We start from the raw sequence: 26,887 nt of genomic DNA on the forward strand, positions 1-26,887 counted from the left end.
CGTGGCGTCTATAGGTGCTATCCCACCTCCCCCCCCCCCCCCCCCCCCCCCCCCCCCCCCCCCCCCACCCTCCTCCCCCCCCCCCCCCCCCCCCCCCCCCCCCCCCCCCCCCGCGCCCGCTCAGGTCCAGTCCCAGGCGATCCCCAGGATCCCCGGGCGCACCCCCTGCTCCACCAGGTGCACCCCACGGTGCCGCCCCGCCAGCGTCAGTTCCTGCTGCCCGGTGCGGGGCGCACTGGCCGAGGCCTGGGTGAAGCGACGGCAGCGGACCGGCAGGGCGGCGGCGTCGAAGCGGACCTGGAGCACGTACTGTCCGCCCGCGAAGCTGAACCCGCGGACGTACTCACCGCTCGTACCGGCGGTGCCGTCGTCGAAGCCGTAACCGAAGACGTAGGTCTCCCCGGCCCGCAGGCGCACATCGAAGAGCAGCTCGGCGGCGAGGACACCCGACGCGGCGTGCCACCGCACCCGCCCGACCCGACAGTTGTCGAACGCCCGCACGGTCACCCGTTCGGGGTCGCAGCCGGTGTCGCCGCGGTGGAGGGCCAGATAGCGGTCCACCCCGTCGCGGTGCGCCCGTACGACGTGGTGGGAGTCGCGGCTGCGCAGCTCACGCCGGTCGCCGATGAGGACCCGCTCCAGATGGCAGACGGTGTGCAGCCCGCCGTCGGCCGGTGACTCCAGCTCCGCGAGCAGCCGCTCCACCGCGCGCGGGCCCTCCACCAGGGAGCGCAGCGACCGCGCGGCCGGCCGCCCGGTCTCTTCGGCGGCCGGGGGGACGAGCAGCCGGGTCAGGGACTCGGCGGGCAGGTCCAGGACCTCCTCCAGTATCCGCACCGCCCGCAGCGACTCCGGCCGTCTCGGCCGCCGGGCGCCCTGCTGCCAGTAACTGAGGCTCGTCAGACCGACCTTCACCCCGCGCTGCGCGAGCCGGTGCTGCACCCGGTGCAGCGCGAGGCCCCGTACCGTCAGCGCCGTCCGCAGGGCAAGATGGAACGGGCCCGAGTGCAACGCCCGCGCGAGTTCCGCCTCGGCCGCCTCGGCCTGTATGCCGCTCCGCCCCATCCGCCGCTCCTTAGTGAATATTCACGAGCGGTGGAGAGATCTCCGGTCGCCGGGACCGCCGTGATCCTCCTGCGTGGGCACGGGCCGTTCACTTCCGGTTCGAGCTGTTCACACCGCTGTCTCACTTCGCATTGAAGCTGGTTGACCGGTCACCGACAACACCTTGATGCTCCCATCAGCGTCCGGACGCGCTCCTCCACCACAACCCCCCGCCACGGGAGGAACGCCATGACCCGTGCCTCGGCACAACCGAAAACGACCCGCACACGCGGCAGACGACTCACCGCGCTCGCCCCTCTCCCTGTAGCCGTCCTCATCGCCTCCGCACTGCTCGCCGTCCCCACCACGGCGAGCGCCGCGACCGGCGACAAGGCCGGCCTGCAGGCGAGCAAGAAGCTCGACATCACCATGCAGGCCCAGCAGAAGAGCAATTGGTGCTGGGCCGCCTCCGGGAACACCATCGCCACCTGGTTCGGCCGCACCTACAGCCAGAACCAGTTCTGCAACGCGGCCTTCAACCGCCAGCAGGGCACCGAGTGCCCCAACAACCAGGCCACCTTGGGCAATGTGCAGACCGCGCTGCGCTGGGCGGGCATCAACCCCGGTTCGTACGTGACCGGATGGCTGCGCTACCCGACCGTGCAGACCGAGATCAATGCCGACCGGCCCATCGAGACCCGTATCCAGTGGTCCTCCGGCGGCGGTCACATGCACGTCCTGTACGGCTTCGACGACGCCAGGAGCTGGGTCTACTGGGGAGACCCGTGGGGATCCAACAGCCGCTACAACTGGGCCTCGCACGACTGGTACGTCAACAACAACGAGTTCTCCTGGACCCACTCGCTCTACCGGATCGGGGCGTGAGGTCATGACAAGGAAGAACCCGATGGGCACCCCGATGAACGCTCCGATGAGCACCGTGCGGAACACCGCGGCCCGTGCGGCGGCCGCGGGTGCCCTCACCGCGGCCCTCCTCGGCCTCGCACCGCTCGCCCACGCCGCCCAGGCCCCGGCGGCTCCCACGCCCCCGCCGGCCTCCGGTGTCGCCGCCGCCCATGAAGCGGCGGCGGCACCGGCGACCCTCGACACCCTCTCCCGCTTCTTCGCCCGGGACGGCGCCATCGCCCCGGCGAAGGCGAAGCCGAGGATCGAGGGGAGCACCGTGCCCGTCTACACGCTCGCCCCGGAGTTCGTGGCCGGAAAGGCGGGCGCCCCGGTCGCCTCGCTCGACTTCCTCGCCAGCAAGGCCGTCTCCGCCGACGGGCGGAAGGCATCGGTGTGGACCGCGCGGACCGGGGACGCCTGGAAGGTCGTCAACATCGCGACCGGCGACGACGAGACGCGCTACGCGACCGAGGGCAGCGCGCGGCTCCGCGGCGGGACCGTCTTCCGCGAGCCCCAGATCGACGCCTGGTACGTCCAGCGCGGCGATCGCGTGCTGCCGCTCGACCCGGACGCCACCCGGGCGATCGGTGCCGAGGGCACCACCGTCGACCGCTACCGGGACCGTGTCCGGGCGGCGTACGGCGACAAGCTGCCCGGCTCGGCCTACGCCAAGAAGGGGCAGGCGGGCGGTTACGGCGAGCAGGACGCCCCCGCCGCTGCCCGGCAGGAGACCCGGGCCGCGGCGGAGGACGGCGGCACCGGCTCCCTCGGTGCGGCCTCGGCGGTGACGGCCGCGGGGGCGCTCGTCGCCCTCGGCGCCGCCGCCGTGGCGGGCCGCAGGCTGCGCCGCCGCTGACGGACCGCCGACGCGGAATCGTTTCACCCCGGGCCCCGGCACGTATCCCGTCGCCGGGGCCCGGCACGGGCCCGCTCCCCGCAACCCCGGGGAGCGGGCCCGTGGTGCGCGCCGGGGGGCGGCTGGGCGGCCGCGTTGTCACTGCCCACAAGTAGGGTGTGTGACATGGCCGACCCCAGCAGCTACCGACCCAAGCCGGGACAGATCCCCGACTCGCCGGGGGTCTACAAATTCCGCGACGAGCACGGCCGGGTGATCTACGTCGGGAAGGCGAAGAGCCTGCGCCAGCGGCTCTCCTCGTACTTCCAGGACCTCGCCGGGCTGCACCCGCGCACCCGCACCATGGTCACCACGGCCGCCTCCGTCGAGTGGACCGTGGTCTCCACCGAGGTCGAGGCGCTCCAGCTCGAATACTCCTGGATCAAGGAGTTCGACCCGCGGTTCAACGTCAAGTACCGCGACGACAAGAGCTATCCCTCGCTCGCCGTCACGATGGGCGAGGAATTCCCGCGCGTCCAGGTCATGCGCGGACCGAAGAAGAAGGGCGTGCGCTACTTCGGCCCCTACGCCCACGCCTGGGCGATCCGCGAGACCGTCGACCTGATGCTGCGGGTCTTCCCCGTACGGACGTGCTCGGCCGGGGTGTTCAAGCGCTCCGCCCAGATCGGCCGCCCCTGTCTGCTCGGCTACATCGGCAAGTGCTCCGCGCCCTGCGTCGGCCGAGTCACCCCCGAGGAGCACCGCGAACTCGCGGACGACTTCTGCGACTTCATGGCCGGCCGCACCGGCACCTATCTCCGCCGCCTCGAACAGCGGATGCACGACGCCGCGGAGGAGATGGAGTACGAGAAGGCCGCCCGCCTCCGTGACGACCTCGAAGCCCTCCGGCGCGCCATGGAGAAGAACGCGGTCGTCCTCGCCGACGCCACCGACGCCGACCTCATCGCCGTCGCCGAGGACGAGCTGGAGGCCGCCGTGCAGATCTTCCACGTGCGCGGCGGGCGGGTGCGCGGCCAGCGCGGCTGGGTGACCGACAAGGTCGAGGCCGTCGACACCGCCGGACTGGTCGAGCACGCCCTCCAGCAGCTCTACGGGGAGGAGAAGGGCGACTCGGTCCCCAAGGAGGTCCTCGTCCCCGCCCTTCCCGACCCGATCGAGCCCGTCACCCAGTGGCTCACCGAGCGCCGCGGCGCCCGGGTCGACCTGCGCATCCCCCAGCGCGGTGACAAGAAGGACCTGATGGCCACGGTCCAGCGCAACGCCGGACAGGCCCTCGCCCTGCACAAGACCAAGCGTGCCTCCGACCTCACCACCCGCTCCCGCGCCCTCGAGGAGATCGCCGAGGCCCTCGGGCTCGACACCGCGCCACTGCGCGTGGAGTGCTTCGACATCTCCCACCTCCAGGGCCAGGACGTGGTGGCCTCCATGGTCGTCTTCGAGGACGGCCTCGCCCGCAAGAGCGAGTACCGCCGCTTCCAGATCAAGTCCTTCGCGGGCCAGGACGACGTCCGGTCCATGCACGAGGTCATCGGCCGCCGCTTCCGCCGCTATCTCGCGGAGAAGCAGAAGACGGGGGAGTGGGAGGAGCGGCCTGAGGGCGCCGCCGAGGGGGCACCGGAGGACGCCATCGAGGGGCTCACCGGGGGTGCCGTCCCCGCAGAGGGCCGGGAGGACGACGGTCGCCCCAAGCGGTTCGCCTACCCGCCGCAGCTCGTCGTCGTCGACGGCGGCCGGCCGCAGGTCGCGGCCGCCAAGCGGGCGCTGGACGAGCTGGGTATAGAAGACGTCGCCGTGTGCGGCCTCGCCAAGCGCCTCGAAGAGGTCTGGCTGCCCGACGAGGAGGACCCCGTCGTCCTGCCGCGCACCAGCGAGGGCCTCTACCTCCTCCAGCGCGTCCGTGACGAGGCGCACCGGTTCGCCATCTCCTACCAGCGCGGCAAGCGCGCCAAAACGATGAAGGCCGGGCCCCTCGACACCGTCGCCGGCCTCGGCGACACCCGCAAGCGGGCACTGATCAAGCACTTCGGCTCGGTCAAGCGGCTGCGCGCCGCGACGATCGAGCAGATCTGCGAGACCCCCGGCATCGGGCGGAAGACGGCCGAGACGATCGTGGCCGCCCTCGCCGCCTCGGCCCCCGCCCCGGCGGTCAACACCGCCACGGGCGAGATCATGGACGGGACGGAGGAATGATGGGCACCGTCCCCCGACGCCCCGACATCGGACGCGCCGGAGCCGGGTGCCCGGAGTTTGGGCCTTGGGCACCTCAAGGCCGCAGTATGGAAGACGGAGCCGCGCCCGCGGCGCCGTCAGCGGAACGGGGGAAGACAGCATGAACGGCACCGACGGAGACGGAGCACAGGTGAGTACGGGCACGACGGTGGATGCGGCCGGCGAGACGACGGGCATCCCCGAGCTGGTGATCATCTCCGGCATGTCGGGGGCGGGCCGCAGCACCGCCGCGAAGTGTCTGGAGGACCTCGGCTGGTTCGTCGTGGACAACCTGCCGCCCGCCCTGATCCCCACCATGGTGGACCTCGGCGCCCGCTCCCAGGGCAACGTGGCCCGCATCGCCGTGGTCGTGGACGTCCGCGGCCGGCGCTTCTTCGACAATCTGCGCGAGTCCCTCGCGGACCTCGCCGCCAAGAAGGTCAAGCGCCGGGTCATCTTCCTGGAGGCGTCCGACGACGCCCTGGTGCGCCGCTTCGAGTCCGTGCGCCGGCCGCACCCGCTGCAGGGTTCCGGCCGCATCGTCGACGGCATCGCCGCCGAGCGCGACCTCCTGCGCGAGCTGCGCGGCGACGCCGACCTCGTCATCGACACCTCCAGCCTCAACGTCCACGAGCTGCGCGCCAAGATGGACGCCCAGTTCGCCGGCGAGGAGGAGCCGGAGCTGCGGGCCACCGTCATGTCCTTCGGCTTCAAGTACGGCCTCCCGGTCGACGCCGACCTCGTGGTGGACTGCCGCTTCCTGCCCAACCCGCACTGGGTCCCGGAGCTGCGCCCCTTCACCGGCCTCAACGAGGAGGTCTCGGGCTACGTCTTCAACCAGCCCGGCGCCAAGGAGTTCCTCGACCGCTACACCGAGCTGCTCCAGCTCATCGCCGCGGGCTACCGCCGCGAGGGCAAGCGCTACGTGACGATCGCGGTCGGCTGCACCGGCGGCAAGCACCGGTCCGTCGCCATGTCGGAGAAGCTCGCCCACCGCCTCGTCTCGGAAGGCGTCGAGACCGTCGTCGTCCACCGGGACATGGGGCGCGAGTGACCGGCCGTACCTCCCGGCTGCGCCGCGTACGCCGACTCGTCCCCGGCCGTGCCCGCGGCCGTGAGGGCCGGGCGTACACCGGTGCCCAGCCCAAGGTCGTCGCCCTCGGCGGCGGCCACGGGCTGTCCGCCTCGCTCGCCGCGCTGCGCCGCATCACCGGCGATCTGACGGCCGTCGTCACCGTCGCCGACGACGGCGGCTCCAGCGGCCGGCTCCGCGACGAGCTGGGCGTACTGCCCCCCGGTGACCTGCGCAAGGCCCTCGCCGCCCTGTGCGGGGACGACGACTGGGGCCAGACCTGGGCCCGGGTGATCCAGCACCGCTTCGCCAGCGAGGGCGACCTGCACGGCCACGCCGTCGGCAATCTGCTGATCGTCGCCCTCTGGGAGCAGCTCGGCGACCACGTCAGCGCCCTGGACCTGGTCGGCAAGCTGCTCGGCGCCCACGGCCGGGTGCTGCCCATGTCCGCGGTCCCGCTGGAGCTCCAGGCGCTCGTCCGGGGCCACGACCCGGCCGAACCCGACACCATCAGCACCGTCCGCGGCCAGGCCACCGTGGCGCTCACCCCGGGCGATGTGCAGTCCGTGCACGTCGTCCCGGAGGACCCGCCCGCCGTGCCCGAGGCCGTCGAGGCGGTGCTCGACGCCGACTGGGTGGTGCTCGGCCCCGGTTCCTGGTTCTCCTCCGTCATCCCGCATCTGCTGGTCCCCGAGCTGCTCCAGGCGCTCCAGGAGACCAAGGCCCGCCGGGTCCTGTCGTTGAACCTCGCACCGCAACCCGGCGAAACAGATGGCTTCTCCCCGCAGCGTCATTTGGAGGTTTTGGCCCGACACGCCCCTAAACTCGCCCTGGACGTGGTGCTGGCCGACGAGGCCGCCGTGCCCGACCGGGAAAGCCTCACCGACGCCGCCAAGCGGCTCGGGGCAACGGTCGAGCTGGCGCCGGTCGCCTCGCCCGACGGCTCCCCGACGCATGACCGGGAGCTGTTGGCCGCCGCGTACGACCGTATTTTTCGGATGCATGGAAGGATCGGCCCATGGCGATGACGGCAGCGGTGAAGGATGAAATCTCCCGGCTTCCCGTCACCCGGACCTGCTGCCGGAAAGCGGAGGTCTCGGCGATCCTGCGGTTCGCGGGCGGACTGCACCTGGTCAGCGGGCGCATCGTGATCGAGGCGGAGCTGGACACGGGGATCGCGGCCCGGCGGCTGCGCAAGGACATCCTGGAGATCTTCGGGCACGCTTCCGACCTGGTGGTGATGGCCCCCGGCGGGCTGCGCCGCGGCAGCCGGTACGTGGTGCGGGTAGTGGCGGGCGGTGACCAGCTGGCGCGGCAGACCGGCCTGGTCGACGGCCGCGGCCGGCCGATCCGCGGGCTGCCCCCGCAGGTCGTCTCCGGCGCGACCTGTGACGCCGAGGCCGCCTGGCGGGGCGCGTTCCTCGCCCACGGCTCGCTCACCGAGCCCGGCCGCTCCTCGTCCCTGGAGGTGACGTGCCCGGGCCCCGAGGCGGCGCTCGCGCTGGTCGGCGCGGCCCGTCGGCTGCAGATCGCGGCCAAGGCGCGCGAGGTGCGGGGCGTCGACCGGGTCGTCGTCCGGGACGGTGACGCGATCGGCGCGCTGTTGACCCGGCTCGGCGCGCACGAGTCGGTGCTGGCCTGGGAGGAGCGGCGGATGCGCCGCGAGGTGCGGGCCACCGCCAACCGGCTGGCCAATTTCGACGACGCCAATCTGCGCCGCTCGGCGCGCGCCGCCGTCGCCGCGGGCGCCCGGGTGCAGCGGGCGCTGGAGATCCTCGGCGAGGAGGTGCCCGAGCACCTCGCCGCCGCGGGCCGGCTGCGCATGGAGCACAAGCAGGCGTCCCTGGAGGAGCTGGGCGCGCTCGCCGACCCGCCGCTGACCAAGGACGCGGTCGCCGGCCGGATCCGACGACTGCTCGCCATGGCCGACAAGCGCGCCCAGGACCTGGGGATCCCCGGCACCGAGTCGAATCTGTCGGACCTCTCCGACCTGTCCGAGGAAATGGCCGAGGGCATGGTCGGCTGACCACTCAGGCGTTCGACGGACCGCTCCGGCACCCCATGAGGGGTGCCGGAGCGGTTTGCTGTGCGCGCCGGGGCGCGTGGGCCGGGAGGGCGACGCAAAAGGCGCCATTGACATGATCATGAAGGGTTATGAGTCTGGCGGCCACGTACCGATGTGACGGACAACAGCAAGGGGGGCTCATGCGACGCAGGGCGGGATCGGTCCTCATGGTGACTTCGCTGTTCCTCGGCGGGCTCGCCGCGACACCCATGGCACACGCGCGACCATCCACCGGAGCGGCCCCGCGGGCCGACGCCGGTGACCTGTCCGTATGGACCGCACAGGTCACCGCCGACCAGGTCCCGCTGCTGCTCGCGGCGGGCATCGACGGCCATGAACTGGGCGAGCGCGTCACCGGCGAGGCGGCCGTGCCCGTGGAGCTCCACCTCACCGGCGCACAGGCCCGCGAACTGCGCGGCCACGGCGTGGACCTCACCGAGAGACGCGTCCCCGAGGGCGTCCGCAAGCGCACCGAGGCCGCCGGCGACGGCGTCTTCCGCCCGTACAGCGGGAAGAACGGACTGCGGCAGGAGATCAGGGACACCGGCCGGGCCCACCCGGGCCTGACCAAGGTCGTCAGCATCGGGAAGACCGTGCGCGGCCAGGACATCCTCGCCATGAAGGTGTCGAAGAACGCGGCGAAGAGCCCCGACGGCGCCAAGCCGGCGGTGCTCTACATGTCCAACCAGCACGCCCGCGAGTGGATCACGCCGGAGATGACCCGGCGTCTGATGCACCACTACCTCGACCGCTACGGCAAGGACGAGCGGATCACCAGGATCGTGGACTCCACCGAGGTGTGGTTCGTGCTCTCCGCCAACCCGGACGGCTACGACCACACCTTCGCCGGCCCCGCCACCCGGCTGTGGCGCAAGAACCTCCGCGACAACAACGGCGACGGGAAGATCACCGCTGGCGACGGCGTGGACCTCAACCGCAACTTCCCCTACAAGTGGGGCTACGACAACGAGGGCTCGTCACCGCGCCCGGCGTCCGAGACCTACCGCGGCCCCGCGCCGGCCTCCGAGCCGGAGACACGGGCCATCGACGCCTTCGAGAAGCGCCACCGCTTCCGCTACGCCGTCAACTACCACTCGGCGGCCGAGCTGATCCTCTACGGCGTCGGCTGGCAGGTCGCCACCCCCACCCCCGACGACGTCCTCTACCGGGCCCTCGCCGGCACCCCCGGCAAGTCCGCCATCCCCGGCTACCGGCCACAGCTCTCCTCCGAGCTCTACACCACCAACGGCGAGGCCGACGGCCACGCGGGCAACGTCAACGGCACCATGATGTTCACCCCCGAGATGTCGACCTGCCAGACCGCCTCCGAGGTGGACCCGGGCGACCGCTGGAACCCCGCCGACTGCCGGTCCGGCTTCACCTTCCCCGACGACGAGAAACTGATCCAGCAGGAGTTCGCCAAGAACATCCCCTTCGCCCTGTCCGTCGCCGAGACCGCCGGCCGCGGCGACCGCCCCGTCTCCGCCGTCGGCTTGGACGCCCCCGACTTCACCCCGCACGCCTTCACCACCTCCTACGCGCGCGGCGGCGACCAGAGCGTCGCCGTCACCGCCCGCCGGAGCGTCCGCGACAAGCAGCTGAACTACCGCGTGGACGGCGGCCGTACGCACACCGAGGAGCTCGAGGCCTTCGACGGCGGCGACCGCTACGGGGGCGAGGACAACATCCGCTTCGACCAGTACCGCGCCACCGTCGAAGGCGCCCGCCCCGGCTCCACCGTCAGCGTCTGGTTCACGGGCCGCACCCGCGAGGGCGAGCGGACCGCGAGTGAGCCCTTCACCTACACCGTGGCCCGCACGTCCCGCGCCGACACCCTGGTCGTCGCGGACGAGGGCGGCAAGGCGGCGGCACGCGACGCCGCCCTGTACGCCAAGGCCCTGACCGACAACGGTCGGAAGGCCGTCGTCTGGGACGTCGCCGAGAAGGGCGCGCCCCCCGCGCTGGGCGTGCTCGGGCACTTCGACACGGTGCTCTGGTACAGCGGCACCTCCCGCCCCGACGGCGCCACCCTGCTGGCCGTACGCGACTTCGTCAACGAGGGCGGCAAGCTGATCACCGCCGGAGTGCGGGCGGGCGGCAGCTCGCGGGTCGGCGAGGCCGACACCGACGACTTCGCCCAGTACTACCTCGGTGCGGGCGCCCGCACCTCGTTCGCCGGGGCCACGCGCTTCACCGGCGCCGGCGAACTCACGGGCACCACCGCCGCCCTCGGCACCGCCGGGAGCCCGCTGGCGGCGGCCGGTGCCTACCGGCCGATCTCGGACGAACTGCCGCCCGAGGCGTTCCCGCAGTTCCGCAGCGCCGCGGCCGGTGAGTACCGCTCTTCGGTCACGCAGAGTGACGGTCGGCCTGTGGGAGTCGGCGCCGCCGCCGCCGTCACCACGCGGGACACCGTCCTGTTGGGCTTCGGTCTTGAACACGTGTCCGACCCGCGCGAGCGAGCCGGACTGGTCGGCGCCGCTTTGCGCGCCATCGGCGGCTGACCTGCAGTTGAGCGTGGTTCAGCACGCCTGAGCGCGCCCGAAAGCACCCGCCGCCAATGTCACGTACGACCCCTGTTAGAGGTAGGGTCGGGGGTGGTCGGGGACATCCCATACAGCTCGCCGGCGTCCAGACCGGCAAACCAACGAGGAGATCGGTTCGTGACGATCCGCGTAGGCATCAACGGCTTTGGCCGTATCGGTCGTAACTACTTCCGCGCACTGCTCGAGCAGGGTGCGGACATCGAGATCGTCGGTGTCAACGACCTGACCGACAACGCCACCCTTGTGCACCTGCTGAAGTACGACACCATCCTGGGTCGGCTGAAGCAGGAGGTCAGCCACACCGACGACTCGATCACCGTCGGCTCCCAGACCTTCAAGACGATGGCCGAGCGCGACCCCGCCAACCTGCCCTGGGGCGAGCTCGGCGCCGACATCGTCATCGAGTCCACCGGCATCTTCACCAAGAAGGCCGACGCCGCGAAGCACCTCGCGGCCGGCGCCAAGAAGGTCCTGATCTCCGCGCCCGCCAAGGACGAGGACATCACGATCGTCATGGGCGTCAACCAGGACAAGTACGACGCGGCCAACCACCACGTCATCTCCAACGCCTCCTGCACCACCAACTGTGTGGCGCCGATGGCCAAGGTCCTCGACGAGGGCTTCGGCATCGTCAAGGGCATGATGACCACGGTCCACGCGTACACCAACGACCAGCGGATCCTGGACTTCCCGCACTCCGACCTGCGTCGCGCCCGCGCCGCCGCGGAGAACATCATCCCGACCTCGACCGGTGCCGCCAAGGCCACCGCCCTGGTCCTCCCGCAGCTCAAGGGCAAGCTGGACGGCATCGCCATGCGCGTCCCGGTCCCGACCGGCTCGGTCACCGACCTGGTCCTCGAGCTCGACCGCGAGACCAGCAAGGAAGAGATCAACGCCGCCTTCCAGAAGGCCGCCGAGGGTCAGCTCAAGGGCATCCTCGAGTACACCGAGGACGCGATCGTCTCCTCCGACATCGTGAACTGGCCGGCCTCCTGCACCTTCGACTCCTCCCTGACCATGGTCCAGGGCAACCAGGTCAAGGTCGTCGGCTGGTACGACAACGAGTGGGGCTACTCCAACCGCCTGGTCGACCTGACCGTCTTCGTCGGCGGCCAGCTCTGATCGTTGCCTGACAGCACGGTCAAGGGCACCGAGATGTAGTAGGGGACGGGGCTCGTGCGACGCTATGGCGCGTCGCACGGGCCCCGTCCTATGACTGTCCCCCAGCTATCTCCCCCAGCTACCGCTGGGAGGTACCCCCAGGGGCCCCCGATCACGGAAGTCACCGGAGTCACTGCATGAAGACGATCGACGAACTCCTCCAGGACGGCATCGAGGGCAAGCGGGTCTTCGTCCGCGCCGACCTCAACGTGCCCCTCGAGGGCACCACCATCACCGACGACGGCCGCATCCGTGCCGTCGCCCCGACGATCGCCAAGCTCGCCGAGGCGGGCGCCAAGGTGATCGTCGCCTCCCACCTGGGCCGTCCCAAGGGCGCCCCGGACCCCCAGTACTCCCTCGCCCCGGCCGCGACGCGGCTCGGCGAGATCCTGGGCAAGAGCGTCTCGTTCGCCACCGACACGGTGGGCGACAGCGCGAAGGCCACCGTCGCCGCACTGGCGAACGGCGAGGTCACGCTGCTGGAGAACCTCCGCTTCAACGCGGGCGAGACGAGCAAGGACGACGCCGAGCGCGGCGCCTTCGCCGACGAGCTGGCGGCCCTGGCCGACCTGTACGTGGGCGACGGCTTCGGCGCGGTGCACCGCAAGCACGCCTCGGTCTTCGACCTCCCGGCGCGCCTCCCGCACGCCGCCGGCGATCTGATCGCCACCGAGGTCGGCGTCCTGAAGAAGCTCACCGAGGACGTCGCGCGGCCCTACGTCGTCGTCCTCGGCGGCGCCAAGGTCTCCGACAAGCTGGGTGTCATCGACAACCTGCTGGAGAAGGCCGACCGCATCCTCATCGGCGGCGGGATGTCCTACACCTTCCTCAAGGCCAAGGGCCACGAGGTCGGCATCTCGCTGCTGCAGGAGGACCAGGTCCCGGTCTGCCTGGAGTACCTGGCGCGGGCCGAGAAGCGCGGCGTGGAGTTCGTCCTCCCCGTCGACGTCCTCGTCTCCGCCGACTTCCCGGACCTGAAGACCAAGGCCCCGGCCAACCCCGACCTCGTCGCCGCGGACGCCATCCCGGCCGACAAGGAGGGCCTGGACATCGGCCCGAAGACCCGGGAGCTCTACGCCTCGAAGCTCGCCGACGCGGGCACGGTCTTCTGGAACGGCCCCATGGGTGTCTTCGAACACCCCGACTACGCCAACGGCACCAAGGCCGTGGCGCAGGGTCTCCTCGACAGCCAGGCATTCACCGTCGTCGGCGGTGGCGACTCGGCCGCGGCCGTGCGCATCCTGGGCTTCGACGAGAACGCTTTCGGCCACATTTCGACCGGTGGCGGCGCCAGCCTCGAATACCTCGAGGGCAAGACGCTCCCCGGCCTCGCAGCACTGGAGGACTGAACCAACGTGAGTGACCGTACCCCGCTGATGGCGGGCAACTGGAAGATGAACCTCAACCACCTCGAGGCCATCGCCCACGTCCAGAAGCTCGCCTTCGCCCTCGCCGACAAGGACTACGACGCCGTCGAGGTCGCCGTCCTGCCGCCGTTCACCGACCTGCGCTCCGTGCAGACCCTGGTCGACGGCGACAAGCTGAAGATCAAGTACGGCGCCCAGGACATCTCGGCGTACGACTCCGGCGCCTACACCGGCGAGATCTCCGGCGCGATGCTCTCCAAGCTCAAGTGCGCCTACGTGGCCATCGGGCACTCCGAGCGCCGCCAGTACCACGCCGAGACCGACGAGGTCTGCAACGCCAAGGTCAAGGCCGCCTACCGGCACGGGATCACCCCGATCCTGTGCGTCGGCGAGGGCCTGGACATCCGCAAGGCCGGCAACCAGGTCCAGCACACGCTGGCCCAGGTCGACGGCGCCCTGAAGGACATCCCGGCCGAGCAGGCCGAGTCGATCGTCATCGCCTACGAGCCGGTGTGGGCCATCGGCACCGGCGAGGTCGCGACCCCCGAGGACGCCCAGGAGGTCTGCGGGGCGATCCGCGGCCGCCTCGCCGAGCTGTACAACCAGGAGCTGGCCGACAAGGTCCGCATCCAGTACGGCGGCTCGGTCAAGTCCGGCAACGTCGCGGCGATCATGGCCCAGCCCGACGTCGACGGCGCGCTGATCGGTGGCGCGGCGCTGGACGCGGACGAGTTCGTCAAGATCGTCCGGTTCCGGGACCAGTAGAAGGAACGGGACCTGTGGCGGCCGCCGAGGCCGCCGCTATGACGACGGGTGCTCCGCGGCGTACCCTGTCGGGGCCGGGACCGGCGTTTTCACGCCGCCCGGCCCCGCACGTTTTACCGTCCGAGAGATTCTTCAGTCCGAGAGAGTTGGTCAAGCCGTGGTCATGGGGTTCTCGATCGCCCTCATCGTCTTCAGTCTGCTGATGATGATGCTGGTGCTCATGCACAAGGGGAAGGGCGGCGGCCTGTCCGATATGTTCGGTGGCGGTATGCAGTCCTCCGTCGGCGGCTCCTCGGTCGCCGAGCGCAACCTCGACCGCATCACCGTGGTCGTCGGTCTGCTGTGGTTCGCGTGCATCGTGGCACTCGGCCTGCTGATGAAGCTCGATAGCTGACGCACCGTCGTCGGCTCGGCCTATCATTGGGCTCGTGTCCTCGCGGCCGGGCTGTAACTCCTGCCACTGGACGCGCGTTGGGCCTTACGTAGACTGGGGCGCCCGCCGCGGAGCTTCATCTCGTCGCTTCGCAGCACCATCACGCAGGGAGTTACGACCGTGGCAAGTGGCAACGCGATCCGAGGAAGTCGGGTCGGAGCGGGGCCGATGGGGGAGGCCGAGCGGGGCGAGTCCGCGCCGCGCCTCCGCATCTCCTTCTGGTGCTCGAACGGGCACGAGACGCAGCCGAGCTTCGCCAGCGACGCGCAGGTGCCGGACACGTGGGACTGCCCGCGGTGTGGCTTCCCTGCCGGTCAGGACCGGGACAACCCGCCGGACCCGCCGCGTACCGAGCCGTACAAGACGCACCTCGCGTACGTCCGCGAGCGGCGCAGCGACGCCGACGGCGAGGCGATCCTGGCGGAGGCGCTCGCCAAGCTCCGCGGCGAGATCTGAGCAGCGGTACCGAACACGTCAAGCGGCCCGGCCGCGCTCCCTCGCGGGGGTGCGCGGCCGGGCCGTCGTCGTTGTCCAGGCCTGCCGAGGACCGCGCCGGGAGCGGCCGGACACCTCATACCGAAGCCTGATCAATTAGGTTGGAGGATGGCGGGGCGGCTACGAGAAGAAGTGGGCTGATGTCCGAGATGAACACAGAAGGCCGGAGCAGGCTCGACCAGACGCCTGAGTGGAACGCGTTGGCCAAGCACCGGGAAGAACTGGGGGAGGTGCACCTGCGGAAGCTGTTCGCCGACGACTCCTCGCGAGCGGAGCGCTATGCGCTCTCCGTCGGTGATCTGTACGTCGACTACTCCAAGCACCTGGTCACCGACGAGACCCTGCGACTGCTGCGCGAGCTGGCGGCCGCGACCGGGGTGGCCGAGCTGCGGGACGCCATGTTCCGGGGCGAGAAGATCAACACCACTGAGGGCCGCGCGGTGCTGCACACCGCCCTGCGCGCCCCGGAATCCGCCGTCGTGGAGAGTGACGGCGTCAACGTCATCCCCGCCGTGCACGCCGTATTGATGAAGATGCAGGTCTTCGCCGACCGGGTGCGCTCCGGGGGCTGGAAGGGCCACACCGGAAAGCCCATCAAGAACGTCGTCAACATCGGCATCGGCGGCTCCGACCTCGGCCCCGCGATGGCCTACGAGGCGCTGCGCGCCTACACCGCGCGGGACATGACGTTCCGTTTCGTCTCGAACGTCGACGGCGCGGACCTGCACGAGGCCGTGCGGGACCTGGACCCGGCCGAGACGCTGTTCGTCATCGCCTCGAAGACGTTCACCACCATCGAGACCATCACCAACGCCACCTCCGCCCGCAACTGGCTGCTGACCGGCCTGCGCGCGGGCGAGGAGGCCGTCGCCAAGCACTTCGTGGCGCTGTCGACGAACGAGGAGAAGGTCGCCGAGTTCGGCATCGACACGGCCAACATGTTCGAGTTCTGGGACTGGGTCGGCGGTCGCTATTCGTACGACTCGGCCATCGGCCTCTCCCTGATGCTCGCCATCGGCCCGGACCACTTCCGCGAGATGCTGGCCGGCTTCCACCTGGTCGACGAACACTTCCGCTGCGCGCCGCCGGAGGAGAACGTCCCGCTGCTGCTCGGACTGCTGGGCATCTGGTACGGCAACTTCCACGACGCCCAGTCCCACGCGGTGCTGCCCTACAGCCACTACCTGTCGAAGTTCGCCGCGTATCTGCAGCAGCTGGACATGGAGTCCAACGGCAAGTCGGTGGACCGCGACGGCAACCCCGTCAACTGGCAGACCGGCGCGGTCGTCTGGGGCACCCCGGGCACCAACGGCCAGCACGCTTACTATCAGTTGATCCACCAGGGCACGAAGCTGATCCCCGCGGACCTGATCGGCTTCGCCAAGCCCGTGGACGACCTGCTGCCGGGCCTGGTGGGCCAGCACGACCTGCTGATGGCGAACCTCTTCGCCCAGGGCCAGGCGCTCGCCTTCGGCAAGACCCCGGACGAGGTCGCGGCGGAGGGCGTCCCGCAGGACCTGATCCCGCACAAGACGTTCAAGGGCAACCACCCGACCACGACGATCCTGGCGAACGAACTCACGCCGTCGGTGCTCGGTCAGTTGGTCGCGCTGTACGAGCACAAGGTGTTCGTCCAGGGCGCGATCTGGAACATCGACTCCTTCGACCAGTGGGGCGTCGAACTCGGCAAGGTCCTCGCCAAGCGTGTCGAGCCCGCGCTGACGGCCGGCGACGAGGTGCCGGGCCTGGACGCGTCCACGGCGGCGCTGGTCGCGCGGTACCGGACCCTCCGGGGGCGCTGAGCCACGAGAAGTCCGCAAGCGCCGGACGGGCTGAAGAGCCTGTCCGGCGCTTGCGGCATCAGTGGCCGCTCGGCTCGCCCCAGCCCCGTTCGAGCAGGGCGAAGATCTCGTCCGCGGCGCGGTGCGGGTCGGGGTGGCGGCGGGCGAGGAGGGGGGCGTTCAGGGCGAAGCGGGCCAGGGCGGCGCAGGCGGCGTCGTCCTCGGGGGCGCCGGTCTCCTCGGCGATGGCCCGGGCCAGGGCCGTTTCATGACGCATCCACATCCGGTGGGCGTATTCGCGCAGTGCCGGGGTCTCCTCCACCATGCGGCTGAACTCCGCCGGACCCGGCCCTGCGGGCTGCTCGCCCGGCGGGTGGGGGATGAGGGTGTGCGGGTTCGCCATCAGGGTGTGAAAGCCCACTGCCGACCGCAGGTGTTCCCGCAGGGCCTGCGGCACGGAGACACCGGGCGCGCGCTCGCGCACGGCGGCGACGAGGGCCGCCTCGATGTCCTGGTCCAGGTCGAAGACCAGGGCCTCCTTGCACGGGAAGTGCTTGAACAGCGTGGTCACCGATACATCGGCGGCGTCCGCCACGTCCTTCACACCGACCCGGTCGTAGCCGCGGTCGAGGAAGAGCTCCAGGGCGGCGTCGGCCAGGGCCTTGCGGGTCTGGGCCTTCTTGCGCTCGCGGCGTCCGGTCGGTGCGTTCACCGGCACACCCTACCCTGCGGCCGCCCCAAGGTTGAGTGAAGCAAAAAGTTAAGTGATTGCACCTTCGTAGTGGGTGTGCTTTTGTGGGAGCGCCGCATCCGGCACGCACTCCGCGTCTCCCGCTCCTCGAAGGGGTCTTTTCGTGAACGCCACTTCCGCTCGCATCGCCGTCGTCGGGGCCGGCCCCGGCGGGCTGACATGCGCCCGCATCCTGCAGCTGCGCGGCTGGTCCGTCACCGTCTTCGAGCGCGAGGCGTCCCCCGCCGCGCGTGGACAGGGCGGCACGCTCGACATCCACACCACCACCGGCCAACAGGCCCTGCGCGAGGCCGGGTTGCTCGACCGGTTCCACGAGCTGGCCCGGCCGGAGGGGGAGGTGTGGCGGCGGCTCGACCCCTTCACCGCCGAGGTCCTGGAGGTCGACCGGCCCGCCGACGGCCACGCGGGCCGGCCGGAGATCGACCGCGGGCAGTTGCGCGGGCTGCTGCTCGACTCCCTCGCGGCCGGAACCGTCCGCTGGGGGCGTCCGGTCAGCCGCGTCGTCCCGCACGGCGACGGCACGCACCGGCTGCTGTTCGAGGACGGCACGGGGGAGGACTTCGACCTGGTCGTCGGCGCCGACGGCGCTTGGTCGCGCGTCCGCCCGGCGCTGTCCGACGCCGTGCCGCGCTATACGGGCGTCACCTTCGTCGGGACCGGATTCCACGACTCCGACACCCGTCATCCGGCGTTCGCCCGACTGGTCGGCGACGGCACGATGTCCGCCATGGCCGGCGGCAGGGGACTGACGGCCCAGCGCAACAGCGGCGGTCACCTCGACGCCGTCGCCATGTTCCGCGCCCCGGAGGACTGGTACGTCACCGCCGGGCTCGACTTCGCCGACACCGCCGCCGTACGCGCCCATCTGCTGGACATGTTCGACGGCTGGCACGACAGCCTGCTGTACATGCTGCGGGCCGGCGACAGCGGATTCGTCAACCGACCCCTGTACGCCCTGCCCGTACCCCCTGCCTGGGACCACGTGCCCGGCCTGACGCTGGTGGGCGACGCCGCCCACCTGATGCCGCCGCTCGGCGTCGGCGCCAACCTCGCCCTCCTCGACGGCGCCGAACTCGCGCTGGCCCTCGTCGCGCACCCGGAGCTCGACGCCGCGGTGCGGGCCTACGAGCAGGTCATGCTGGACCGCGCGGCGGACCTGGCCGTACGCACCGCGCAGGGTCTCCAGCACTTCCTGCCCCCGGAGGGGGAGCCCGAGCCCGTCCCGGGGGCAGGGCGTCCCGGTCAGCCGTAAGGCTGAGCACGTTCGGTCGACGCGGCGTGCGTGCGGCAGGAAACGCGCGAGGGCCCGGCCCCCATGTGGGGGACCGGGCCCTCGCCTTCGTGCAAGTCGGCCGTCAGGACGTCGCCGGGGGATACAAGTCCCTCGGCAGCCTCGCGGCGGCGGTGGCGTCCAGCAGCCACAGGGTGCGGCTGCGGCCGTACGCCCCCGCGGCGGGGGCCTGGATCTCGCCCGCGCCGCTCAGCGCGAGCGCCACCGCGTTCGCCTTGTCCTCGCCCGCCGCGAGCAGCCACACCTCGCGGGCCGCGCGAATCGCCGGCAGGGTCAGGGAGACCCGGTTCGGCGGCGGCTTGGGCGCGCCCCGGACGCCGACCACCGTGCGCTCGGTCTCCCGCACGGCCGGCAGTTCGGGGAAGAGCGAGGCCACGTGCGTGTCCGGGCCGACGCCCAGCAGCAGGACGTCGAAGGCGGGCACCGGGCCGTGGTCCTCGGGCCGGGCCGCCGCGGCGAGTTCCGCCGCGTAGGCCTCGGCGGCCGCGTCCACATCGTTGCCGTACGGGCCGCCCGCCGGCGGCATCGCGTGCACCCGGGCGGGGTCCAGCGGCACCGAGTCCAGCAGCGCCTCGCGCGCCTGGGTCACATTGCGCTCGGGGTCGCCCTCGGGGAGGAACCGCTCGTCGCCCCACCACAGGTCCAGCCGCGACCAGTCCACCGCGTCCCGCGCGGGCGCGGTGGCGAGGGCCGCGAGCAGCCCGTTGCCGTTGCGCCCGCCCGTGAGGACGACGGAGGCCGAGCCACGGGCGGCCTGGGCGTCCACGATCTTCGTGATCAGCCGGGCCGCCGCGGCCTGCGCCATCAGCTCCTTGTCCCGGTGGACGACGATCTGAGGAGCGCTCACTTGCCCGCCGCCTTCTTGCCGGACGCCTTCTTGGCGGGGGCAGGGGCGGGGGAAGCGTCCGGGGCATCCGGAGCGTCCGGAGCGGCCTCGGCGGCCTTGGCCGCCTTCGGCGCCGCGGCCGGCTGCGCGGCCGACTCGGAAAGCCGCTCCACGCCGTACTTGATCGCCGCCTCGTAGGTGGTGTCCGGGTCGAGCCTGCGCAGCTCCTCCGCGAGGAGTTCCGCGGTGTCGCGTCGGTTGAGCGCGACGGCACGGTCCGGCTGGCCGGGCATGCAGAGGGTGGCCAGGGTGCCGTTGGGACGGTCCAGGACGATCGGGCCGTTCCCGGTCTCCAGCCGTACGGCGGTCAGGCCCGGGCCGTCCGAGACGGTCCGCTTCACCGGGACGCCGAGACGGTCCGCGAGCCACATGGCCAGCAGCTCGCCGCTGGGGTTGTAGCCCTCGCCCTCGACCTCGGCGGAGACGACGTCGACCTGCTGCTGGTCCAGGGCCGCCGCGAGCATCGAGCGCCACGGCGTGATCCGGGTCCAGGCCAGGTCGGTATCGCCGGGCGCATAGTGCGCGGCACGGGCCGAGACCTCCGCGAGGGGGTCCTCGGCGGCGTAGGTGTCGGTCACCCGGCGCTGGGCAAGGGCGCCCAGCGGGTCCTTCTCCGGGTTGACCGGGGCCCCCACCGGCCACCAGACGACCACGGGGGCGTCGGGCAGCAGCAGCGGCAGCACGACCGACTGGGCGTGGTCGATGACGTCGCCGTACAGCCTCAGGACCACCGTCTCGCCGGTGCCCGCGCTGGTGCCGACCCGGACCTCGGCGTCGAGGCGGGCCTTGGCGCGGTCGCGCATCGAGCGGCTGACCCGCTTGATGACGACGAGCTTGCGCGAAGGGTGCTCGCGGGACGCCTCGTTGGCGGCCTTGAGCGCGTCGTAGGCGTGCTCCTCGTCGGTGACGATGACCAGGGTGAGCACCATGCCGACGGCGGGGGTGCCGATGGCGCGGCGGCCCTGGACCAACGCGTTGTTGATCTTGCTGGACGTGGTGTCCGTGAGGTCCATCTTCATGGCCGCCGCCAGCTCCGTCCGTCTCGTGCGAGCATCTCGTCGGCCTCGTCCGGGCCCCAGGTGCCGGCCTGGTAGGACGCGGGCTTGCCGTGCTTGTCCCAGTACCGCTCGATCGGGTCGAGGATCTCCCAGGACAGTTCGACCTCCCGCAGGCGCGGGAAGAGGTTGGCGTCACCCAGCAGCACATCGAGGATGAGCCGCTCGTACGCCTCCGGGCTGGACTCGGTGAAGGACTCGCCGTAGGCGAAGTCCATCGAGACGTCCCGGACCTCCATCGAGGTGCCCGGCACCTTGGAGCCGAAGCGCAGGGTGACGCCCTCGTCCGGCTGCACCCGGATCACCAGGGCGTTCTGCCCCAGCTCCTCGGTGGCGGTGTGGTCGAAGGGCGAGTGCGGGGCGCGCTGGAAGACGACCGCGATCTCGGTGACCCGGCGGCCGAGCCGCTTGCCCGTGCGGAGGTAGAAGGGGACGCCCGCCCAGCGGCGGTTGTCGATCTCCAGCTTGATCGCGGCATAGGTGTCGGTCTTCGACTGCGGGTCGATGCCGTCCTCTTCGAGGTAGCCGACGACCTCCTCGCCACCCTGCCAGCCGTGCGCGTACTGGCCGCGCACGGTGTGCCTGCCGAGGTCCTTCGGCAGCCGCACGGCACCGAGCACCTTGGTCTTCTCCGCGACCAGCGCGTCCGCCTCGAAGGAGGCGGGCTCCTCCATCGCGGTCAGCGCGAGCAGCTGGAGCAGGTGGTTCTGGATGACGTCGCGGGCGGCGCCGATGCCGTCGTAGTAGCCGGCCCGGCCGCCGATGCCGATGTCCTCGGCCATGGTGATCTGCACGTGGTCGACGTAGGACCGGTTCCAGATCGGCTCGAAGAGGGTGTTGGCGAAGCGCAGCGCCAGGATGTTCTGGACCGTCTCCTTGCCCAGGTAGTGGTCGATGCGGAAGACCGCCTCGGCCGGGAAGACCTCGTGGACGATCCGGTTGAGCTCCTGGGCGCTGGCCAGGTCGTGTCCGAAGGGCTTCTCGATGACGGCGCGCCGCCAGGAGCCCTCCTTCTGGTCGGCCAGGCCGTGCTTCTTGAGCTGCTGGACGACCGTGGGGAAGAACTTCGGGGGGACGGACAGGTAGAAGGCGAAGTTGCCGCCCGTGCCCTGCGCCTTGTCGAGCTCCTGGATGGTGTCCTTGAGCGTCTCGAAGGCCTCGTCGTCGTCGAAGTCGCCCTGGACGAACCGGCAGCCCTGCACCAGCTGCTGCCAGACCTCCTCGCGGAACGGCGTGCGCGCGTGCTCCTTGACCGCGTCGTGCACGATCTGGGCGAAGTCCTCGGTCTCCCAGTCGCGCCGGGCGAAGCCGATGAGGGAGAAGCCCGGCGGCAGCAGACCGCGGTTGGCCAGGTCATAGACGGCAGGCATCAGCTTTTTACGGGACAAATCGCCCGTGACGCCAAAGATGACCAGGCCCGACGGCCCCGCGATACGCGGGAGCCGTCGGTCCTGAGCGTCACGCAGCGGATTGCTGCTTGTGCTCAATTCACGCCTCCGGAGCGAGGCGCTTGAGCTCCGCCTCAGTGGACTTCAGCAGGTCGTTCCACGACGCCTCGAACTTCTCGACGCCCTCGTCCTCCAGGAGCTGCACGACGTCGTCGTACGAGATCCCGGCCTTCTCCAGCGCGTCGAGCTCGGCCTTGGCCTGCTCGTACGTGCCGCGGACGGTGTCACCGGTGATCTGCCCGTGGTCGGCGGTGGCCTCCAGGGTGGCCTCCGGCATGGTGTTGACCGTGTTCGGGGCGACCAGGTCGTCCACGTACAGCGTGTCCTTGTAGGCCGGGTCCTTGACGCCGGTCGAGGCCCACAGGGCGCGCTGCTTGTTGGCGCCGGACTTCTCCAGGGCGGCCCAGCGGTCGGAGGTGAAGACCTCCTCGTACGCCTGGTAGGCCAGGCGGGCGTTGGCGAGCGCCGCCTTGCCGCGCAGCTCCTTGGCCTCCGCCGTGCCCAGCGCGTCGAGACGCTTGTCGATCTCGGTGTCCACGCGGGACACGAAGAAGGACGCGACCGAATGGATGAGCGACAGGTCCAGGCCCGCGGCCTTGGCCTTCTCCAGACCGGTCAGGTAGGCGTCCATCACGGCGCGGTAGCGCTCGAGGGAGAAGATCAGCGTCACATTGACGCTGATGCCCTTGCCGATCACCTCGGCGATGGCCGGCAGGCCCGCCTTCGTCGCCGGGATCTTGATGAGGGTGTTCGGGCGGTCCACCAGCCAGGCCAGCTGCTTGGCCTCGGCGACGGTGGCGTGGGTGTTGTGCGCCAGGCGCGGGTCGACCTCGATGGAGACCCGGCCGTCCTGGCCGTCCGTCGCATCGAAGACCGGGCGCAGGATGTCGGCGGCGTCGCGGACGTCCGCCGTGGTGATCATGCGGATGGCCTCTTCCACGGTCACCCCGCGCACGGCGAGGTCGGCGAGCTGCTGCTCGTAGCCGTCACCGCTGGAGATGGCCTTCTGGAAGATCGACGGGTTGGTCGTGACGCCCACGACGTGGCTCTGGTCGATCAGCTCGGCCAGGTTGCCCGACGTGATGCGCTTGCGGGACAGGTCGTCCAGCCAGATCGCGACGCCTTCGTCGGAGAGGCGCTTGAGTGCGTCTGTCATGGGGATTGCATCTCCTACTGATTGTGTGCGGGCGTCAGCGGCGGTTGGCGTCGGCGTGCTCGACCGACTCGCGCGCGGCGGCGACCACGGCCTCGGTGGTCAGACCGAACTCGCGGTAGAGCACCTTGTAGTCGGCGGAGGCGCCGAAGTGCTCCAGCGAGACGATCCGGCCGCTCTCGCCGACGTAGCGGTGCCAGGTCAGACCGATGCCGGCCTCGACCGCGACCCGCGCCTTGACGTCGGGCAGGAGCACGCCGTCGCGGTACGCCTGGTCCTGCTCCTCGAACCACTCGACGGACGGCATCGAGACGACCCGGGTCGGGATGCCCTCGGCCTGGAGGACGTCACGCGCCTCGACGGCCAGCTGGACCTCGGAACCGGTGCCGATCAGGATCACCTGCGGACGGCCGCCCTCGGCCTCGAACAGGACGTAGCCGCCCTTGGCGGCGCCCTCGTTGGCCTCGTAGGTGGGCACGTTCTGGCGGGTGAGGGCCAGACCGTGCGGCGCGGGGTGCGTGGCGTGACGCTTGGTGATCTCGCGCCAGGCGATCGCCGTCTCGTTGGCGTCGGCCGGGCGGACCATGTTCAGACCCGGGATGGCGCGCAGCGCGGCCATGTGCTCGACCGGCTGGTGGGTCGGGCCGTCCTCGCCGAGGCCGATGGAGTCGTGCGTCCACACGTAGGTGACCGGCAGCTTCATCAGCGCGGCCAGGCGCACGGCCGGGCGCATGTAGTCGGAGAACACCAGGAAGGTGCCGCCGTAGATACGGGTGTTGCCGTGCAGCGCGATGCCGTTCATGGTCGAGCCCATGGCGTGCTCACGGATACCGAAGTGCACCGTGCGGCCGTAGGGGTTCGCCTCCGGCAGCGGGTTGCCCTCCGGGAGGAAGGACGACGACGCGTCGATGGTCGTGTTGTTCGAGCCGGCGAGGTCGGCGGAGCCGCCCCACAGCTCGGGGATCACGCCGCCCAGCGCCTTGAGGACCTCGCCCGACGCCTTGCGGGTCGCGACGTCCTTGCCGGCGGGGAAGGAGGGGATCGCCTTCTCCCAGCCGTCGGGCAGCTCGCCCGCGTTGATCCGGTCGAAGTCGGCGGCGCGCTGCGGGTTCGCCGTGCGCCACTCCTCCAGCCGCTTGCTCCACGTGGCGTGCGCCTCGCGGCCGCGGTCGACGACCGTGCGGACGTGGGCGAAGACCTCGTCGTCGACCTGGAAGGTCTGCTCGGGGTCGAAGCCCAGCACCTTCTTGGTCGCGGCCACCTCCTCGTCGCCCAGCGCCGAGCCGTGCGAGGCCTCGGTGTTCTGCGCGTTCGGGGCGGGCCAGGCGATGATCGTGCGCGCGGCGATGATCGAGGGGCGCTCGGTCTCCGCCTGCGCCGCCTTCAGCGCCGCGTACAGCGCCTGGATGTCGAAGTCGCCGTTCGGGGACTGCTCGATGCGCTGGACGTGCCAGCCGTACGCCTCGTAGCGCGCGAGGACGTCCTCGGAGAGCGCCGTGGCGGTGTCGCCCTCGATGGAGATGTGGTTGTCGTCGTAGAGGGCGACGAGGTTGCCGAGCTTCTGGTGGCCGGCCAGCGAGGACGCCTCGGCGGAGATGCCCTCCTCCAGGTCGCCGTCGGAGACGATCGCCCAGATGGTGTGGTCGAAGGGGGACTCGCCCTTCGGCGCCTCCGGGTCGAACAGACCGCGCTCGTAGCGGGCGGCCATGGCCATGCCCACCGCGTTGGCGATGCCCTGGCCCAGCGGGCCGGTGGTGGTCTCCACGCCGCGGGTGTGGCCGTGCTCCGGGTGGCCCGGGGTCTTGCTGTCCCAGGTGCGGAACGACTTCAGGTCCGCGAGCTCCAGGCCGTACCCGGCCATGAAGAGCTGGATGTAGAGCGTCAGGCTCGTGTGGCCGGGGGAGAGGACGAACCGGTCGCGTCCGGTCCAGTCGGCGTCGCTCGGATCGTGCCGCATCAGCTTCTGGAACAGCAGGTAGGCGGCGGGCGCCAGACTCATGGCCGTGCCGGGATGGCCGTTACCGACCTTCTGTACGGAATCCATGGCCAGGACGCGAGCGGTATCGACGGCCCGCTGGTCCAGTTCGGTCCACTCGAGGTCTGTGGTGGTCGGCTTGTTGCTCACCCTCGGTCAGGGCTCCTCTCCACATGTGCGATTGCCGGGGGCGGTATTCCGCCACGACGCGGCGTTGTCGAGCCTACCCCCGCTGGGACGCGCATTTTTTCGACGTACAGTCGGCTGCCCGACCGTGTGCCCGGGCAACCCGATCCGGATGGCAAAGATTCCCGTCACGGGTGCGACGGCCATGGAACCAGCCTGCCGGGGAGTGCGCCCGGCCGCCTCCCGAACGCTTCCGTTCCGTCGTCATCCGCGGAATTCCCGGGGGTGTTCGAGAGGTTTTCGACAGCCGTCCGGGGCCCGGCGCGGGGACGGCCGGTCGGCGGGGCGCGTGCTCAAGATCGGTTGCGGGGCCTGGCCCGTGACGGCGAGAGGGGCCTCCAACACGACCCACCCCGGCGGAGGGCGGAGTACCCCCTACGTCTAGAGTGGCGTGGTACGCGCAAGTCTTTCCCGGGTCTGTGTATCCGGATGTGCTTGCTGGCCTTATCTCTGTCAGGGGTGTGCGTGACGGCCGTCGAATCCCGTCCTGCGGGTGGGGGTACCTCCCACGCCCTCAAGGCTGTGGGGGAGCTCGCCGAGAGCCCCCGCCACCGGCCGTTCGGGGCCCGTGTCAAGGCGTTCGTTGCGTTGACCAAGCCCCGCGTCATCGAGCTGCTGCTCATGACGACCGTGCCCGTGATGTTCCTCGCCGCGGAGGGCGTGCCCGATCTGTGGCTCGTCCTGGCGACCTGTATCGGCGGCTATCTGTCGGCGGGCGGCGCGGGCGCCTACAACATGTACATCGACCGGGACATCGACGCGATGATGGACCGCACCTCGCAGCGACCGCTGGTCACCGGCATGGTCTCGCCGCGTGAGTGCCTGGTCTTCGCCTCGGCGCTGACCGTCGGGTCGACGGTGTGGTTCTGGTTCCTGGTCAATCCGCTGTCGGCGATGCTCTCGCTGGGTGCCTCGCTGTTCTACGTCGTCGTCTACACGATGATCCTCAAGCGGCGTACCGCGCAGAACATCGTCTGGGGCGGCATCGCGGGCTGCATGCCGGTCTTCATCGGCTGGTCCGCGGTCACCAACTCCGTCTCCTGGGCCTCCCTCGTCCTCTTCCTCGTCATCTTCTTCTGGACGCCGCCGCACTACTGGCCGCTGTCGATGAAGGTCAAGGACGACTACGAGCGCGTGGGCGTCCCGATGCTGCCGGTCACCGCGGGCAACAAGGTGGTGGCCCGCCAGATCGTCCTCTACAGCTGGGTGATGGTCGGCGTCTCCCTCTCGCTCCAGCCGCTCGGCTACACCAGCTGGTTCTACACGGTCGTCGCGGCCGCGCTCGGTGCCTTCTGGCTCAAGGAGGCGCACGGCCTCCAGGCCCGCGCCAAGGCGGGGATCACGGGCGCGAAGCTCAAGGAGATGCGGCTGTTCCACTGGTCCATCACCTATGTCTCGCTGCTCTTCGCCGCCGTCGCCGTGGATCCCTTCCTTCATTAATTA

Annotated in this window: 21 protein-coding genes and 1 pseudogene; 15 read left to right on the top strand and 7 right to left on the bottom strand. The window is 71.0% G+C overall.

What is annotated here, in order from left to right; all coding sequences use genetic code 11:
* Nucleotides 1-120: 120 nt before the first annotated feature.
* Nucleotides 121-1,065, bottom strand: coding sequence for a hypothetical protein (locus ACZ53N_RS08910; RefSeq protein WP_469140243.1), 945 nt, complete (start codon nt 1,063-1,065; stop codon nt 121-123).
* Between the two features lie 228 nt (nt 1,066-1,293).
* Between ACZ53N_RS08910 and ACZ53N_RS08915 the strand changes: the two genes are divergently transcribed.
* From ACZ53N_RS08915 to pgi, 13 genes and pseudogenes are all read left to right on the top strand, one after another.
* Nucleotides 1,294-1,929 carry a papain-like cysteine protease family protein gene (locus ACZ53N_RS08915; RefSeq protein ID WP_469140244.1) on the top strand — a complete coding sequence of 212 codons (636 nt, stop codon included), beginning with the start codon at nt 1,294-1,296 and terminating at the stop codon, nt 1,927-1,929.
* Between the two features lie 22 nt (nt 1,930-1,951).
* Nucleotides 1,952-2,806 (top strand): hypothetical protein, encoded by an 855-nt coding sequence (locus ACZ53N_RS08920; RefSeq protein WP_469140245.1) that lies wholly within the window; start codon nt 1,952-1,954, stop codon nt 2,804-2,806.
* Between the two features lie 165 nt (nt 2,807-2,971).
* Nucleotides 2,972-4,996 carry an excinuclease ABC subunit UvrC gene (gene uvrC / locus ACZ53N_RS08925; protein WP_469140246.1) on the top strand — a complete coding sequence of 675 codons (2,025 nt, stop codon included), beginning with the start codon at nt 2,972-2,974 and terminating at the stop codon, nt 4,994-4,996.
* A 139-nt stretch (nt 4,997-5,135) separates the two neighbouring features.
* The gene (gene rapZ / locus ACZ53N_RS08930) at nt 5,136-6,068 is read left to right on the top strand and encodes an RNase adapter RapZ (protein WP_469140247.1); all 933 of its coding nucleotides are present in this window, start codon (nt 5,136-5,138) and stop codon (nt 6,066-6,068) included.
* Nucleotides 6,065-7,114 carry a gluconeogenesis factor YvcK family protein gene (locus ACZ53N_RS08935; RefSeq protein ID WP_469140248.1) on the top strand — a complete coding sequence of 350 codons (1,050 nt, stop codon included), beginning with the start codon at nt 6,065-6,067 and terminating at the stop codon, nt 7,112-7,114. Before rapZ ends, ACZ53N_RS08935 begins: the two co-directional genes overlap by 4 nt.
* On the top strand, nt 7,105-8,112 hold the full coding sequence (whiA, locus tag ACZ53N_RS08940) for a DNA-binding protein WhiA (protein ID WP_071964484.1): 1,008 nt from the start codon (nt 7,105-7,107) through the stop codon (nt 8,110-8,112). The genes ACZ53N_RS08935 and whiA overlap by 10 nt, the downstream gene beginning before the upstream one ends.
* 179 nt (nt 8,113-8,291) lie before the next feature.
* A pseudogene (locus tag ACZ53N_RS08945) lies at nt 8,292-10,562 on the top strand (M14 family metallopeptidase); the annotation flags it as partial.
* Between the two features lie 252 nt (nt 10,563-10,814).
* Nucleotides 10,815-11,819 carry a type I glyceraldehyde-3-phosphate dehydrogenase gene (gene gap / locus ACZ53N_RS08950; RefSeq protein WP_356450756.1) on the top strand — a complete coding sequence of 335 codons (1,005 nt, stop codon included), beginning with the start codon at nt 10,815-10,817 and terminating at the stop codon, nt 11,817-11,819.
* Between the two features lie 176 nt (nt 11,820-11,995).
* Nucleotides 11,996-13,207 carry a phosphoglycerate kinase gene (locus tag ACZ53N_RS08955; RefSeq protein ID WP_469140249.1) on the top strand — a complete coding sequence of 404 codons (1,212 nt, stop codon included), beginning with the start codon at nt 11,996-11,998 and terminating at the stop codon, nt 13,205-13,207.
* A gap of 6 nt (nt 13,208-13,213) precedes the next feature.
* Nucleotides 13,214-13,990, top strand: coding sequence for a triose-phosphate isomerase (tpiA, locus tag ACZ53N_RS08960; RefSeq protein ID WP_469140250.1), 777 nt, complete (start codon nt 13,214-13,216; stop codon nt 13,988-13,990).
* A 163-nt stretch (nt 13,991-14,153) separates the two neighbouring features.
* Nucleotides 14,154-14,384, top strand: coding sequence for a preprotein translocase subunit SecG (secG, locus tag ACZ53N_RS08965; RefSeq protein WP_184730779.1), 231 nt, complete (start codon nt 14,154-14,156; stop codon nt 14,382-14,384).
* Nucleotides 14,385-14,543: 159 nt separating this feature from the next.
* A complete protein-coding gene (locus ACZ53N_RS08970; RefSeq protein ID WP_003957010.1) occupies nt 14,544-14,879 on the top strand; it encodes an RNA polymerase-binding protein RbpA in 336 nt (111 codons plus the stop codon).
* Between the two features lie 188 nt (nt 14,880-15,067).
* Nucleotides 15,068-16,720 carry a glucose-6-phosphate isomerase gene (gene pgi, locus ACZ53N_RS08975; RefSeq protein WP_469140356.1) on the top strand — a complete coding sequence of 551 codons (1,653 nt, stop codon included), beginning with the start codon at nt 15,068-15,070 and terminating at the stop codon, nt 16,718-16,720.
* A 58-nt stretch (nt 16,721-16,778) separates the two neighbouring features.
* On the opposite strand, the gene ACZ53N_RS08980 is transcribed toward pgi, so the two are convergent.
* Nucleotides 16,779-17,411 (bottom strand): TetR/AcrR family transcriptional regulator, encoded by a 633-nt coding sequence (locus ACZ53N_RS08980; RefSeq protein WP_469140251.1) that lies wholly within the window; start codon nt 17,409-17,411, stop codon nt 16,779-16,781.
* Between the two features lie 142 nt (nt 17,412-17,553).
* Between ACZ53N_RS08980 and ACZ53N_RS08985 the strand changes: the two genes are divergently transcribed.
* Nucleotides 17,554-18,702 (top strand): FAD-dependent oxidoreductase, encoded by a 1,149-nt coding sequence (locus tag ACZ53N_RS08985; protein ID WP_469140252.1) that lies wholly within the window; start codon nt 17,554-17,556, stop codon nt 18,700-18,702.
* 103 nt (nt 18,703-18,805) lie between these two features.
* On the opposite strand, the gene pgl is transcribed toward ACZ53N_RS08985, so the two are convergent.
* Genes pgl through tkt form a run of 5 tightly spaced genes read right to left on the bottom strand, consistent with a single transcriptional unit; the run spans nt 18,806 to nt 25,408 of the window.
* Nucleotides 18,806-19,588, bottom strand: coding sequence for a 6-phosphogluconolactonase (gene pgl, locus ACZ53N_RS08990; protein ID WP_469140253.1), 783 nt, complete (start codon nt 19,586-19,588; stop codon nt 18,806-18,808).
* Nucleotides 19,585-20,646, bottom strand: coding sequence for a glucose-6-phosphate dehydrogenase assembly protein OpcA (gene opcA / locus ACZ53N_RS08995; protein ID WP_469140254.1), 1,062 nt, complete (start codon nt 20,644-20,646; stop codon nt 19,585-19,587). Before opcA ends, pgl begins: the two co-directional genes overlap by 4 nt.
* The gene (gene zwf / locus ACZ53N_RS09000; protein ID WP_366684961.1) at nt 20,643-22,169 is read right to left on the bottom strand and encodes a glucose-6-phosphate dehydrogenase; all 1,527 of its coding nucleotides are present in this window, start codon (nt 22,167-22,169) and stop codon (nt 20,643-20,645) included. Before zwf ends, opcA begins: the two co-directional genes overlap by 4 nt.
* Before the next feature lies 1 nt (nt 22,170).
* Entirely contained in the window at nt 22,171-23,286 is a 1,116-nt protein-coding gene (gene tal, locus ACZ53N_RS09005; RefSeq protein WP_469140255.1) for a transaldolase, read from the bottom strand.
* Nucleotides 23,287-23,320: 34 nt separating this feature from the next.
* Nucleotides 23,321-25,408 (bottom strand): transketolase, encoded by a 2,088-nt coding sequence (gene tkt / locus ACZ53N_RS09010; protein WP_469140256.1) that lies wholly within the window; start codon nt 25,406-25,408, stop codon nt 23,321-23,323.
* Between the two features lie 501 nt (nt 25,409-25,909).
* On the opposite strand from tkt, the gene ACZ53N_RS09015 reads away from it, so the two are divergent.
* Entirely contained in the window at nt 25,910-26,884 is a 975-nt protein-coding gene (locus tag ACZ53N_RS09015) for a heme o synthase (protein WP_469140257.1), read from the top strand.
* Nucleotides 26,885-26,887 lie beyond the last annotated feature (3 nt).

Source organism: Streptomyces sp. NPDC033229 (assembly GCF_055576875.1).

Coding starts and splice junctions, on each gene's coding strand:
- ACZ53N_RS08910 (WP_469140243.1), bottom strand. CDS start 1,065: ATGGGGCGGAGCGGCATACAGGCCGAGGCGGCCGAGGCGGAACTCGCG.
- ACZ53N_RS08915 (WP_469140244.1), top strand. CDS start 1,294: ATGACCCGTGCCTCGGCACAACCGAAAACGACCCGCACACGCGGCAGA.
- ACZ53N_RS08920 (WP_469140245.1), top strand. CDS start 1,952: ATGGGCACCCCGATGAACGCTCCGATGAGCACCGTGCGGAACACCGCG.
- uvrC (WP_469140246.1), top strand. CDS start 2,972: ATGGCCGACCCCAGCAGCTACCGACCCAAGCCGGGACAGATCCCCGAC.
- rapZ (WP_469140247.1), top strand. CDS start 5,136: ATGAACGGCACCGACGGAGACGGAGCACAGGTGAGTACGGGCACGACG.
- whiA (WP_071964484.1), top strand. CDS start 7,105: ATGGCGATGACGGCAGCGGTGAAGGATGAAATCTCCCGGCTTCCCGTC.
- ACZ53N_RS08955 (WP_469140249.1), top strand. CDS start 11,996: ATGAAGACGATCGACGAACTCCTCCAGGACGGCATCGAGGGCAAGCGG.
- secG (WP_184730779.1), top strand. CDS start 14,154: ATGGGGTTCTCGATCGCCCTCATCGTCTTCAGTCTGCTGATGATGATG.
- pgi (WP_469140356.1), top strand. CDS start 15,068: ATGAACACAGAAGGCCGGAGCAGGCTCGACCAGACGCCTGAGTGGAAC.
- opcA (WP_469140254.1), bottom strand. CDS start 20,646: ATGAAGATGGACCTCACGGACACCACGTCCAGCAAGATCAACAACGCG.
- tal (WP_469140255.1), bottom strand. CDS start 23,286: ATGACAGACGCACTCAAGCGCCTCTCCGACGAAGGCGTCGCGATCTGG.